Annotated in this window: 10 protein-coding genes and 1 pseudogene; 9 read left to right on the forward strand and 2 right to left on the reverse strand. The window is 51.6% G+C overall.

The features are described 5' to 3' along the window. The first annotated feature begins 83 nt into the window (after positions 1-83). Complete coding sequence (locus JIN85_RS07925; protein ID WP_200269386.1) at positions 84-1445, forward strand: alkaline phosphatase family protein; 1362 nt, start codon at positions 84-86, stop codon at positions 1443-1445. Between the two features lie 338 nt (positions 1446-1783). After that, positions 1784-2485 carry a PEP-CTERM sorting domain-containing protein gene (locus JIN85_RS07930; protein WP_200269388.1) on the forward strand — a complete coding sequence of 234 codons (702 nt, stop codon included), beginning with the start codon at positions 1784-1786 and terminating at the stop codon, positions 2483-2485. A 61-nt stretch (positions 2486-2546) separates the two neighbouring features. On the opposite strand, the gene JIN85_RS07935 is transcribed toward JIN85_RS07930, so the two are convergent. After that, positions 2547-3347 (reverse strand): ATP-binding cassette domain-containing protein, encoded by an 801-nt coding sequence (locus tag JIN85_RS07935; RefSeq protein ID WP_200269390.1) that lies wholly within the window; start codon positions 3345-3347, stop codon positions 2547-2549. A gap of 217 nt (positions 3348-3564) precedes the next feature. Between JIN85_RS07935 and JIN85_RS07940 the strand changes: the two genes are divergently transcribed. The 7 genes from JIN85_RS07940 to JIN85_RS07970 all read left to right on the forward strand — a co-directional run bounded on the left by JIN85_RS07940 (position 3565) and on the right by JIN85_RS07970 (position 12867). Beyond that, positions 3565-5406, forward strand: coding sequence for a glycoside hydrolase family 32 protein (locus JIN85_RS07940; protein ID WP_200269392.1), 1842 nt, complete (start codon positions 3565-3567; stop codon positions 5404-5406). A gap of 115 nt (positions 5407-5521) precedes the next feature. Then, positions 5522-7237 (forward strand): GspE/PulE family protein, encoded by a 1716-nt coding sequence (locus JIN85_RS07945; RefSeq protein ID WP_200269394.1) that lies wholly within the window; start codon positions 5522-5524, stop codon positions 7235-7237. 36 nt (positions 7238-7273) lie between these two features. Continuing rightward, positions 7274-8596 carry a type II secretion system F family protein gene (locus JIN85_RS07950; protein ID WP_200269396.1) on the forward strand — a complete coding sequence of 441 codons (1323 nt, stop codon included), beginning with the start codon at positions 7274-7276 and terminating at the stop codon, positions 8594-8596. A gap of 240 nt (positions 8597-8836) precedes the next feature. Continuing rightward, positions 8837-9409 carry a helix-turn-helix transcriptional regulator gene (locus tag JIN85_RS22290; RefSeq protein ID WP_425494628.1) on the forward strand — a complete coding sequence of 191 codons (573 nt, stop codon included), beginning with the start codon at positions 8837-8839 and terminating at the stop codon, positions 9407-9409. Positions 9410-9417: 8 nt separating this feature from the next. After that, positions 9418-10191 carry a helix-turn-helix transcriptional regulator gene (locus tag JIN85_RS07960; protein ID WP_200269400.1) on the forward strand — a complete coding sequence of 258 codons (774 nt, stop codon included), beginning with the start codon at positions 9418-9420 and terminating at the stop codon, positions 10189-10191. A gap of 168 nt (positions 10192-10359) precedes the next feature. Continuing rightward, entirely contained in the window at positions 10360-11859 is a 1500-nt protein-coding gene (locus tag JIN85_RS07965) for a peroxidase family protein (RefSeq protein WP_200269402.1), read from the forward strand. Positions 11860-11934: 75 nt separating this feature from the next. Further along, positions 11935-12867 (forward strand): alpha/beta fold hydrolase, encoded by a 933-nt coding sequence (locus JIN85_RS07970; RefSeq protein ID WP_200269404.1) that lies wholly within the window; start codon positions 11935-11937, stop codon positions 12865-12867. Between the two features lie 299 nt (positions 12868-13166). Here JIN85_RS07970 and JIN85_RS07975 read toward each other — a convergent pair. Beyond that, a pseudogene (locus tag JIN85_RS07975) lies at positions 13167-13446 on the reverse strand (DDE-type integrase/transposase/recombinase); the annotation flags it as partial.

A 13446-nucleotide genomic window follows, 5' to 3' on the forward strand; every position in this document is an offset into this window, starting at 1 on the left:
ATTGACCTCCGTCGGATATGATCGACAAGTGCTCTGTCCAGATTCCCAGTGAATCTGGTCACCAGTTGAAAAATTCGATCTGCATGCGTGTCGCTGTCATCAATCTCGTAGGCCTATCCCGCTCATTGCTCAGTGAGCACATGCCGGGACTTCGGCAATTTTCAGAAAAGCACGGGCTGCAGTCGTATCGACCCGCGTTTCCGGCTGTCACCTGCACCGCGCAATCCTCAATGGTCACAGGCAAAACGCCTGAAGAACATGGAGCCGTAGCAAACGGGTGGTATGACCGTGAAGCGGCGGAGGTGAAATTCTGGAAGCAAAGCAATCACATCGTCCGTGGCGAGAAGCTCTGGCACAAGCTGCGCCGCGAAGTTCCCGGCTTCACATGCGCAAAGCTTTTCTGGTGGTACAACATGTATGCGGATGTCGATTTTTCGATCACCCCGCGGCCGCTTTATCCGGCGGATGGCAGGAAGGTGTTCGATATCCACACCCAGCCGATGGACATGCGGGAAAAACTCAAGGCAGATCTCGGCGCGTTTCCGTTCCCCGCATTCTGGGGGCCAGCTGCTGGGATCGCCTCTTCGGAGTGGATCGCCGCTTCCGCAAAATGGGTCGAAGAAAAGCACCAGCCAACCCTCAGTTTGGTCTATTTGCCGCACCTCGATTACCCCTTGCAAAAAGACGGCCCGAAGGCCGCTAACATTCCGGATGAGCTCGGGAAAATCGACAAGGTTGCAACCGATTTAATCCACTACTACGAATCCCGTAACGTCAAAGTGCTGGTGCTTTCGGAATACGGCATTTCGGCGGTCGATCAGCCGATTCATCTCAACCGCCTATTTCGTAAAAAGGGCTGGATTCAGGTGAAAGACGAACTCGGCCTTGAAACGCTGGACTGCGGAACGTGCCGCGCATTTGCCGTCGCGGATCATCAGGTTGCCCATATTTACCTCAACGATCCATCCATCAAAGAGGAAGTTCGCCAGCTTCTTCTCAGCACACCGGGGGTCGACGAAGTCCGCGATCCATCTGATTCCTGGAAGCCGGGTCCGGGAATGGATCGGGCAGGCGATCTGATTGCCATCTCCAAAGAGAATGCCTGGTTCACATATTACTTTTGGGAAGATGATGCCGTGGCACCGGATTATGCGCGGACGATCGATATTCACCGCAAGCCTGGCTATGATCCGTGTGAGCTCTTCCTCGATCCCGCGATCAAATTGCCGAAGCTGAAAATCGCCAAATTCCTGCTGAAAAAGAAACTGGGGCTGCGCGGGCTGCTAGATGTGATTCCGTTGGATGCAGATTTGGTCAAAGGCTCGCATGGTCGGGACCAAGTTGCCGTGGACGAACAACCCGTATTATTAGGCTCCGCCACGGCGGTGAAAACGGCGGAAGACGTCCATCAAGCCATTCTCAGCGCGGTTCTTGGAGGAGAATAGAGCGTTGAAGCGGTATCCCTTCCGATGAGAGGTCATAGGCGTAGAATCAATGCACTAACTTATCGCTATTTGGCAATAGTTATGCGATGATGTTAGAAAACTTTCGTTTAACTAAACATGGTTTGGAAAATAATTGTCACAAAAATCCAATAAATCCATATTTAGTTATTGTGGCGTGAGGTGCAGAAATGCTAAGCGCTAGGGTGATTAACCCATTAAGACTCGTGGACACCCAATCCGCGTTTAAATGCACATGGACAATGACTTGGAGTCGAAAATGTAACGATTTTTCGCCTTTCTGAGAGCGTTGTCTTCTCCATATGGAAAGCCCAAATCTAATGAAATCTAATTCCTCATTTATCGCTATTGCCGGTTTATTGGCAACGATTGCGACATCTAACGCAACAGTGATCGGTTTCGGTCAGCTAGGTGGCAGCAACACCACCGTCCCTGCCAGCCTTGGCTCCAATGCCTCTGCTGATGGCAATGGTTTTACCGTGGCTAATGGCACGACTCCCAACATTACCCTTAGCTGGGATGCTAACTGGGACATCCATACCTCCTCACATTTCACCGACATTGAAAATCACACCGTGGGTGGTGGTGATTGGGATAATGAAGGTGGGATCAAAGTCGGTCAGTTGGACACGGGCAACCACACCATCAGTTTCACCTCTGAAGTCGGCTATGCCTTGGTGCTGAATTCCTTCGACTTCGGTCAAACCGCTGAAACTGCGGGCAATTCGACTTGGAACCTCACGTTGACGGATTCCTCGCTCAATGAGGTCTGGCAGCAAACAGTCAACCTGGACAACGCGGGCGGCACTGCGGCAGCGGTGACTACCATTTCACCGGGATTCGTCGGGGAATCAGGCGAAACCTACACGCTCACATTTAACCGCACGGATGCTACCGGACCAGCTGATGGCCGTGTCGCCATTGATAATCTCAGCTTCAACCAAGTTGCCGTGCCTGAGCCAAGCAGCTTGGCGTTGGTGAGCCTTGCCGGACTTGGTCTGCTTGTCCGCCGCCGCAAGTAATTCGTATTTTCTCAACCATCAGCCACCCCGGCGCATACGCTGTGGGTGGCTTTTTTTGATTTCAGGCGGTGGTCTTGAGCTGTGGAATCGAAGCTAGGAGCTTCTTCGTATACTCTGCCTCAGGCTCGTGAAACACGCGGTCAGCACTGCCGGATTCGACGATCTGGCCACCAAACATGACGGCGATGCGATCCGCGATGTAGTGCACCACACCCAGATCGTGAGAAATGAAAATCATGGTCAGCCCCAGATCCTTCTGCAGTTTTTTGATCAGGTTCAGGATTTGGGATTGGATCGAAACGTCCAAGGCGGAAACCGGCTCATCCGCGATGATCAGCTTCGGCTCCGGCGCCAAAGCGCGTGCGATGGCGATGCGCTGGCGCTGCCCACCGGAGAATTCGTGCGGGTATTTCTGCATGACCTTCGGATCGAGTCCTACCGTGGCCATCAACGTTTTCACCCGCTCCACCAAAGCGTTGCCTTTCACATTCGGGTGGCGTTGGCAAATGGCTTCCGACAGCGTCGAAAATACCGTCATCCGCGGATTGAGCGACGCATAAGGATCTTGGAAGATCATCTGGAAATCGAGCCGACGCTTGCGAATCAGTGACTTGGGAAGTGCTGAGAGATTTTCCCCATCCAAGACGACGGCGCCAGAAGTCGCCGGGATCAGCTGCATGATGGTCCGGGAAAGGGTGGACTTGCCGCAGCCAGACTCGCCGACGAGGCCGAGAATCTCACCTTTTTCGATCGATAAGGTCACCCCATTCACCGCACGGATGGTGTGATGCTGCGGCGAAAAAATCGTCCCGCCACGTTGCGAGAAATGGGTATGGAGGTCTTGAAGTTCCAGATAGGACACGCCCCGAAGGATGCACGTGGCCTGCCGGATCGCACGGAAATTTTACCCCATTCTGGGAAGATCAGCGGCAGCTTAGTTTGAAATCAGAAGCTCCAATACACCAAACTGTCCTGAAAGGTCGTCGAGGCACATCCGGTATCGGTGTGTCTGCCATCGGCCTCCCTACTTGCTTATGAAGTTACGAATAGCTCAATTTCAGTGTTTTGCATTCTTTGGAATGATGATTTTCGGGGCGCATGCCGGTGCTGAGGACCGAGTCATTGGGGATTTTACTGGCAAGGATTTTGGCGACTGGAAAGCCACCGGAGAAGCGTTTGATTCCGGGCCGGCCTCGGGTGATTTGCTGCAAAAACTGGAAATCACCCATTGCCCGTCCGGTAGCCTGGCCAGTAGTGAAATCAAGGGCGACGCGCCGACGGGGACGCTGACCTCGCCGGTGTTTCAGATTGATCGATCCTACCTCTCGTTCCGGATCGGCGGAGGTGACTACGAGCGCCATAACTGCATGAACCTCTGGGTTGATGGGGAAATCGTCCGAAGTGCAACCGGACGAAATAGCGATGCATTGCACCCGGAGAGTTGGGACGTTCGGAAATGGCGGGGAAAGGAAGCGCGGATCGAGATCGTCGATCAAGCAAGTGAAAGTTGGGGCCACCTGAACGTCGCGGAAATCAAACTCACGGATCAACCAGATCAGCTACCGGTCGTGACCACGCCTGTGTATCAAGAGGCACTTCGGCCGGGTTTTCATTTCACCGCCCGCCAGTGGACGATGGATCGGCTTAATCCCGGCAGACGCCAGGAAGGCTGGATCAATGACTTGAACGGACTGATTTTTTACGACGGCGAATACCATCTATTCGGCCAACGATGGGCCAAATGCTGGCTGCATGCCGTGAGCAAAGACCTGGTTCATTGGACCGAGCTGCCACCCGCGTTTTGGGAGGAAAGCCTCGATAGTGGAGTCCAGTCAGGGACTTGCGTGATTGACTACGAAAATACCTCCAAACTTTCGCCGGACCCAAAAAACCCGCCGATGGTGGCGTTTTGGAGTCGGTTCGACAACCACACCCATCGCATTTGCTACAGCCTTGATCACGGTCGCAACTGGCAGCTTTATGCAGGGAACCCGGTGCTGGATTTTCCGGAACGCGATCCAAAAGTCTTTTGGTATGCCCCGGGGAAACACTGGGTCATGATGATGTATGGCAGCGGTCAGTATCATATTTTCACTTCACCCAACCTGCTGGATTGGAAAAACGAGGGCAATCCGATCCCTGACAGCTTTGAATGTCCGGATTTCTTCGAGCTGCCCGTTGATGGCAATCCGGCGAAGAAAAAATGGGTGCTGATCCAGGGCAACGGCAAGTATTCCATCGGCGATTTCGATGGCACGAAGTTCAAAGAAGAAACGCCGCGCTATTTTGGCGATATCAATCCAGCTGAATTCTACGCAACCCAATCCTGGCACAACAACGACACCGGTGATGGCCGGCGGATCCAGGTTGCTTGGATGCGTGGTAGTGATTTCCCGGACATGCCATTCAGCCAGCAGATCAGCTTTCCGTGTGAACTGTCCCTAAGATCGACCGTTGATGGATTGCGGATTTTCCGGAAACCGATCGCGGAAATCGAGTCGATCCGTGAAACAGGAAATGTCATTCGATCCAAAGCGCTAAAAGCTGGCCAGGATCTCCAATTTGCCAGCGATGGAGAATTTTTCCAGATCAAAGCCAAAGTTGAAATTCCCGAAGGGGCCACACTGACCTTCCAATTGCGTGGAGTGCCGGTGGTGCTGTCCCACGACGGGATTCAATCCGCCAATGTTTCCTCCAAAACGATTGAGCCGGTTCAAAACATCGAAATCCTGCTCGACCGCGGTTCGATGGAAGCATTCGTCAATGATGGGCAAATTTCCTGCACGCGCTTCGTTCTCCCTCACGAACCCGTGATTTCCATCCGCGCAGAAGGCGGATCGGTTCAAATTCGATCCCTCGAAGTCTACCCGCTGAAATCCACCTGGCCGAGCAGCGAAACCCCTAAAGATTTGGGAGAATAGTTGGAGGTCTTCATCGATTTTACCCACCAATTTACCCGTAGAGCAGTATTTTTGGAAATTCCTGAGACAAGATTGCCTCTGCGGTGTTTTTACAGCACAAGAGCGTTGCTTTCTCATGACCCAGCTTCTGATTGAACCCGCACGTCGCACCGGATGCGACGACCTGACCGCATTGTCCGAAGTCCTTAAGGACGCTGCACAGCGACAACGCTCGCCCATTGATGACGTGCTGGATTCCGGCGTGGTTGATGAAGAATCCTATTTGCGTGAGCTTGCAGGAGACCTTGGTATGGAATGGCTTGCGGTGATTCCTGCCGAAGAAGCGACTCTCCCGTTGCGTGAGGCTTGCGGTCCCCGGATTGCCCTGAAACACCGCCTTTTACCAGTCGCAATCGAGGGCGAAGGGGATTTCCAGAAGCTGAAACTCGCGACCTTTGACCCGTTCAACCTCGTAGCCCGCCAAGCAGTGGCGCAGGAAATCGAACTGCCGATCGAGTGGTGCATGGCATCCCGCAAGCGGATTCACGAGTCGCTCCGCCGCCTCTACGGGGTGGGTGCGGATACGTTCGAACAGATTTTGGAAGGCCGGGACTTGGATTTCGATCACCTCGGTGAAGGTGAGGACGAGGCCAACGTCATCGACAACGACGACGATGAAGAGGCATCCGTGGTGAAATTCGTGAACCAAATCATCCGTGAAGCGCTCGATCAACGCGCGACGGATATTCACGTTGAGCCACTTGCGAATAATTTGCGGATTCGTTACCGGATCGACGGTCGATTGCTGGAAATTGCGGTGCCTGAAAACATCAAGGCGCTGCAAAGCTCGGTGATTGCCCGTCTCAAAATCATGTCCCGCCTGGACATTGCCGAACGCCGGGTTCCTCAGGACGGCCGGATCAACCTTCAATTCGAAGGGGCAACGATCGACGTCCGGGTCGCCACGGTTCCCACGGTGGAAGGCGAAAGCGTTTCTCTCCGTCTCTTGAACCAAGAGAAGTTCAATCTTGAGAAGCTCGGCATGGAATCCTTCGTGCGGAAGAAGATTGAATCAATCCTGCACCTGCCGAACGGCATCATCCTGATTACCGGTCCTACCGGTTCCGGTAAATCCACCTCCCTTTACTCATTCCTCAGCGAGGTTAACAGCCCGGACCGCCGGATTGTGACCGTGGAAGACCCGGTGGAAAACAAACTCACCGGCGTCATGCAGATCGCCGTGAAATCGGAGATCGGTCTGACTTTCGCCACCGCTCTGCGTTCCATTCTCCGTGCGGACCCGAACATCGTGATGATCGGGGAAATCCGGGACCTTGAAACGGCGGAAATCGCCATCCGTGCGTCGCTCACCGGTCACTTGGTGTTCTCGACGCTTCACACCAACGACGCGATCGGCGGGATCAGCCGTTTGGTTGATATGGGTGTGGAACCGTTCTTGGTTTCTGCGGCAGTTCGGGCCTTCCTCGCCCAGCGCCTGGTTCGCCGACTGTGCCCGCATTGCAAGGTTCCGCGCGAGGTTACCCACGAAGACTACCTGGAGCTCGGCATTCCCTTGGATGTCACCGGTCAGGCTTACTCGAACAAGCCCGGCGGATGTGATCGCTGCCGTTTGACGGGATTCGCGGGACGACTCGCGATTTACGAAGTGGTGCTCATTACCCAGCCGATGCAGGAATTGGTCGCCCACGGCGCACCTGCCAATCAGATCCGCGCCCAAGCCATCAAAGACGGTTACATTCCGATGCGCGGTTACGGCTGGCACAAGGTGATGAAAGGTGAGACCACGATCGAAGAAGTGGTATCCGTCACCTCCTCCGACCTCGGAGACTGATCCCATTGAACATTTCACGCTGAGCCACGCTCTCCCATGCCAGTCTTTGCCTACAAAGCCCTCGCCACCAACGGTTCCGTCACCACCGGTGAAATTGATGCCGCCGATCGGCCGGAAGCCCTGCGCACGCTCGATAAACGTGGCCTTCAACCAGTCAGCTTACGCGAATCGGCCAGTTCCGCAGCCGCAACCGTGGCCCGGAAGGGCAAAAGCAAGCCTCAGTCGAATGGGAAAAATTCCGAGACGGCAGCTTCATCCAAACCAAAGCCGAATGCGAAAGCCAAGGTGGAAGAAGACGAGAGCATCCCGGATGGACCGGTCAAGTTGAAGCGCAGCGAAGTCGTGCTGTTCACCGAAGAGCTTTCAGACATGCTTAGCGCTGGCTTGCAGCTGGAGCCGGCTCTGAAGTCCATGGAAAGCCGTCAAGAGCTGGGAAACCTCAAGGTGGTTTCATTCAAAATCCGCCAAATTGTCCGGGATGGTATCAACTTTTCCACAGCACTGAAAAAAGTGAGCCCCAGCTTCGGCCCGCTTTATTGCTCGCTGGCAGCCGCTGGTGAGGCTTCCGGGGCACTGGATACGATCTTGAAGCGCCAGGCCCATTACCTGAAAACGCTTGCTGAGCTACAGGCACGCCTGATCCTTGCTCTGATCTATCCCGCCTTCCTCGTCCTGGCCGGTATCGGCGTGTCCATTGTATTCGTCACCACGCTGATCCCACAGCTCACATCGTTGATCCAGAGCACACCGGGAGGCAAAATTCCGCTTGCTGCTGCCATTTTGATTGGGATCTCGGGTTTCCTTGCGAAATGGTGGATCGTAATGATCCTGGTGATCGTCGCCGCCACGATCTTTTTCAAAGCCTGGAAAGATAACGAGGCAAACAAGCCGACTTGGGATCGGATGAAACTCCGCCTCCCCTTGATTGGAGCAGTCATCACCAGCCGCTTCTACGTCCAGTTCCTAGAAACAATGGCGAACTTGGTCGGCAATGGATTGCCACTATTACGAGCCCTTGAGCTATCTCGTGATGCGACCCAGAATCGGTCCTTACGGGCAGAGTTAAACCGCGTGATTGATCAGGTTGGAGACGGACGTGCGCTCTCCAAAGCCATGATCCGCTCCGGTGCCTTCCCGCCCTTGTTGATCGATATGATTTCCGTCGGTGAGCAAACCGGTAAAATCGACCAATCGCTGCGCCGATCAGCTGAACGATTCGACAAGGAATTGGACAAGGATCTTCAACGCATTATGGCCTTGATCATGCCAAGCGTGCTCATCCTCATGGCCGGCCTCATCGGGACTATGGCCTATCTGATGATCACCGCGATCTTCAATACCATCTCGAAACTCGGGTAAATTGCCGCTCTCGCTTTCTCGGGGTAGCTGTTTGCAGCAAAACACCGGGTGAACGGCAAAAGTTACTAAGGGGTGCGCTTAGATATTTTAAGCGACTGATAAGATTTTCTTGTATGTTAGAATCCGCGTTTTTAAAGAATCGCGGATTTGAATACGCATCCGACTAAGTTTGAAGATTCTCCTCAAACGATTTCCAGGCAAGATGCCGAGGAACTGCTAGGATTGTTGTCCCATGTTGGAATGCACGGGCAAAAGGAACCCGCGAGACTCTTACTGGATTCCTTGTGCAAGTTGGTCAACGCGGATGCCTGGGTCCGCGGTATCGGGCCGAACCGGGCTACTCCACCAGCGCAGATACATTGGGGGCTGCGAGTAGCGATTGAGGATTGGGATGGGCTCATCGCACGTCTAAAAAGCCAACCAATTACTGATTTAAGTTGCCCGTGGCTTATCTCAATCAACGGTCGACGTCAGCTGTCGTGCGGGTCTTTATCGAGAATTCTGCTAATCCGCTCAGCTTCACAGCCAGGCTTTAGTGAACGGGAAACTCGGTTAACGCGTATCATATTTGAGGAAGTTTCATGGATCTATGGAGACCAATACAGAAAGGATGCTCGTCAAGAAATCCCACCTCTGCCACCCGCATTGGCGCGAACTTTAGAATACTTGCGAGCTGGGTATTGCCGCAAGAACATCGCGGAATTTCTGGGGCTTTCGGCATACACAATCGCGGATTATACCAAGGAAATTTATCGCCGCCTGGACGTTTCGTCACAGATCGAACTCATGAAAAAATATCCAACAATAAGATAAAACTCATCATGATTTCGGATCACAAGCTTTTGGAACATGATGTTCGGAAGATAGTCCGTCTTTTGGCCGAGGTTTCCATCCACGTGAATGATCAATCCCTAGCAAAAAGTACGTTGATGAAGGGGCTGTGTCGACTCATCGACGCGGATAGCTGGGCATGGGGCCTTGCTAAGGATGTGTCACCGGGAGAACCCTCCGTTCATCTCAGTTTGATTCATGGCGGCTTCACCGAAGTGACTTCAGCAATGTTCACGCGGGCGTATCAACATCCAGATATGACGGATGTTCATACCCCACTCGTTGCCGAGATGAAGCGCCGCAACTGTCATATAACACGACTCCGGCAACAAATTGATCCGGATGGCCGTGCGTTTACCAATGGTGCCGGCCCCTATTGGGAAAAAGCGGATATTCGCGGTGTGATCCTTTCCATGTATCCCACTCCGGGTGGGTTTATCAGTATCATGGGCATCTATCGTCGATTTTCGGCATCACTTTTCAACGAACGGGAAAATCTCATCGCACATGTAGCACTGGGAGGCTTTCCGTGGCTTCATGCCAACAATTGGTCGGCATCTTGCAAAGCGATTACAGGTCTGTGTACGAGAAAGCGGATGATCACGGATTTTCTCATCAAAGGCTATAAGCGGAAAGATATTGCAAAGCATTTGGGAATATCGCCGCACACGACAAATGATTACGTAAAATCCGTATTTGAACATTTCCAAGTGCATTCGCAGGCGGAGCTGATCGGCAAGTTTCATGGTGGCGGACGCTTGTGAATAGAAGTGGCTGATGATACGGAAGTAGCTTGCTAAAAAATCAATACCCCACAATTTAGGGGGTAGCCTGAATTAATCGTTATCTGATGGGATGTAATGGATCGAATAAATCACGAAGCTGCAAATGCTTCGGAAATCCTTATCGACCAAAACAAATCCCATCAAATCATGAATGGCTGTCCCATCAAGCATCACGGTGTTACTAAGGCAATAGGCTGCAAACATATCGCAGTTTCCAATTTTAGTAAATTGTTCCCGAATCTACCGGGATTGGAAATTAGTGAAGAGGAAGCCGCGATCATCGGAGGCCCGGGCGGGCTGATGCATGATTATAACGATGCATCGAAAGATAGTTCGATTCCGTCAGGATATACTTTCTTTGCACAATTCGTAGATCATGACATCACACTCGATACCACCACGGCTCTCCACGGGGGACCCATTGGAAACGTGGAAGTAGCGAAATTGCCGAACCTGAGATCGCCATCGCTTGATCTAGACTGCGTCTATGGTTTTGGGCCTGATGGAAGTCCCCATCTTTACGATGGATCCTCTCCAGGCAGATTGGCAATTCATCCAAACGGGCATGATCTTGCTCGATCTCCCTCTGGCACCGCCTTGATCGGAGATCCACGGAACGATGAAAATATTTTTGTGTCACAAATGCAGCTGCTGATGCAGAAGTTCCATAATAAAATACTGGATCGGAGAGTTCACTCCTTTGATCAAGCGCAAGAAGAAACACGCTATCATTATCAATGGATTATTCTATACGATTTTCTGAAAAGACTGTGTGATCCTAAAATATATAAATGGGCTCTGGCTCGGATTCACCATGCTGCAAATGAGCCCTATCCGATCTTATTCAGTAAGGCAGATGGCAAGCCACTTACCATGCCGGTGGAGTTTTCTGTAGCCGCATACCGGGTAGGCCACACGCTCGTTCGCTCTCACTATTCGATTAACTCAAATAATCGAAGAGTTGAATTATTTGATGAGAGATTTGGGACGCTAGGTTTCAGTGCACTGCCAGAGGAGCTGGTGGTTGACTGGAGTCTGCTCTTGCCGGTGAGCGATAGTACGGTTCCGGTGATGACCAAGGCTATAGATGAATTGCTCACGGATGAACTCCACAATTTACCCTTACCCGTCGTCAATAGCCAGAATCCGAATGACCGGTCACTAGCCTTTCGTAATCTTCTACGCGGAAGCGTGATGGGATTGCCGAGCGGACAGGCGGTTGCAGGGGCATTGAACCAAGCGGGTTATCCGATTGAGCCAAACATTGATCTTAGACTTGATCAAGTGAATGGCTGGAAAAAATTGAAATCGCTACGAGCCAAGAATGATCTATCTCTGATCAATCATACACCATTGTTTTATTACCTTCTTCGAGAATCAGAAATCGTCCATCAGGGACAAAAATACGGCCCGACAGGATCGGCTTTGTTGATGGAAGTGTTCGGAGGCATGCTACTTCATTGTGAAACCAGCTTTTTAAAGGTTCCAGATTGGCAGCCGGATCCATGGATTTCTCAACAAAGATCATGTCCAATGCACAGTCATTCTGAAGGATCGCCTTTCGATCGTGCTGCTCTCGAAGGGGATCAAAATTACTACCCATTCGAATTGGCCGACATTGTCCGATTTGTCGAGAATGCGGACTGATGGATGAGAAGTGGCAATCGGATATAGTCCAATTGCCGAAATCTTGAAGTAAAGATATCATTAGATAGGAATACAATGGATAGCTATATTATCAGCACACGGGGTATTCGTAATGGCCTCTTCTCAATCGAACCGGGTCCAACTAGATTTTTAAAAGTTCCAGCAAATAAAAACCCCAGCCTATTGCATCAGATCACACGAACTCAATTCATTGAGGAGGTGATCGGCAAACCAAAAGCTCAAAAATGCGACGATGTCGTTGTGTTTATTCATGGTTATAATGTGAAACAGTCTGAATTGATCGCTCGGCACAGGACGATTCGAACTAACCTAGGTAATGCAGGATATAGTGGGGCAGTTTTGAGTTTTGATTGGCCAGCCAAGGGTACAGCTGCAAATTACCTTGAGGACCGAAGTGATGCCCGGCGAGTAGCACTTCAGCTAGTGGACGACTGCATCTCAATGTTTGCGGCTTTGGTCAAAACTGGATGCAAGGTAAACCTTCATCTTCTTGCCCATTCAACTGGCGGTTTCATCATTCGAGAGGCATTCGATGATGCAGATGATAGAAATAAGATCGCTAAAGTGAACTGGAGCGTCAGTCAAATATGCTTCGTTGCGGCTGACGTAGCAGCCAAGGATATGTCGGATGCATCATCCAACTCCAATTCCCTTTACCGTCATTGTGTTAGACTAACAAATTACTACAACCCCTATGACAGTGTACTTAAGCTTTCAAATGTGAAACGAGTTGGTGTGGCTCCCCGAACAGGACGTGTTGGTCTCCCACTGGATGCACCTGTAAAAGCAGTCGGTGTGGATTGCGGTGCACGTTTCCTCAAAACACATCCCGTAACCAAACCGATTTTGGACTCGGTCTCACACGGTTGGTATTTTGACGACACCATTTTCTATCGAGATTTGGCGTACACCCTGGCTGGGGATATAGACCGAGAGGTGATACCAACGCGTACACGCAGCCCCGTTCTAGGTTTGGTTGAAGGGTAATGAAAATTCATGATAAGGCACCAGATTCTCAAACAGTAATGAACTATCAATTGATATTGATTTCGAAGCCATGGGCAGACGAATTTTGAGATATTGCTACAATTATTTAAGGGCATCCTACACTTATTAAGTAAGCCATGAAATTAATTATGTGAAAATAAATCAAATTGCCATAACGCGACTAAAAATCATAAATCCAACAACTAATTATGAGTTGCGATGCTCTAAATAATAATTATCTTAAATCAAAACAAGCTTGTCGCACCAAAGATATCAGGAACCGTGCCGGTGGAACCCTAAGCCATTTCCAAAGCCTCCAGGCAAAGGCCGGTGCCCATGGTGTTGGAGACCGCCCAGCCGAGTAACTTTGCGCGAGTGCCAGTCCATCACGGCGCACAGGTAGGCGTGGCCGCGTGGCATGGGCACGTAGGTGATGTCGGCGCACCAGACCTGGTCGGGCCGGTCGAGACGCTTGCGGTTGACTTTCACGCCGTGATCGCGCTCCAGCACCGTCACCAGGCGGCGACTGCCGAGGCACGGATCGATCAGGTAGATCTCGTCTAACAGCCGCTTGATGCG

The sequence above is a fragment of the Luteolibacter pohnpeiensis genome, from assembly GCF_016595435.1.
GTDB classification, from domain to species: Bacteria; Verrucomicrobiota; Verrucomicrobiia; order Verrucomicrobiales; family Akkermansiaceae; genus Luteolibacter; species Luteolibacter pohnpeiensis.

Coding starts and splice junctions, on each gene's coding strand:
- JIN85_RS22290 (WP_425494628.1), top strand. CDS start 8,837: ATGCACGGGCAAAAGGAACCCGCGAGACTCTTACTGGATTCCTTGTGC.
- JIN85_RS07925 (WP_200269386.1), top strand. CDS start 84: ATGCGTGTCGCTGTCATCAATCTCGTAGGCCTATCCCGCTCATTGCTC.
- JIN85_RS07970 (WP_200269404.1), top strand. CDS start 11,935: ATGGATAGCTATATTATCAGCACACGGGGTATTCGTAATGGCCTCTTC.
- JIN85_RS07950 (WP_200269396.1), top strand. CDS start 7,274: ATGCCAGTCTTTGCCTACAAAGCCCTCGCCACCAACGGTTCCGTCACC.
- JIN85_RS07930 (WP_200269388.1), top strand. CDS start 1,784: ATGAAATCTAATTCCTCATTTATCGCTATTGCCGGTTTATTGGCAACG.
- JIN85_RS07940 (WP_200269392.1), top strand. CDS start 3,565: ATGATGATTTTCGGGGCGCATGCCGGTGCTGAGGACCGAGTCATTGGG.
- JIN85_RS07960 (WP_200269400.1), top strand. CDS start 9,418: ATGATTTCGGATCACAAGCTTTTGGAACATGATGTTCGGAAGATAGTC.
- JIN85_RS07945 (WP_200269394.1), top strand. CDS start 5,522: ATGACCCAGCTTCTGATTGAACCCGCACGTCGCACCGGATGCGACGAC.
- JIN85_RS07965 (WP_200269402.1), top strand. CDS start 10,360: ATGAATGGCTGTCCCATCAAGCATCACGGTGTTACTAAGGCAATAGGC.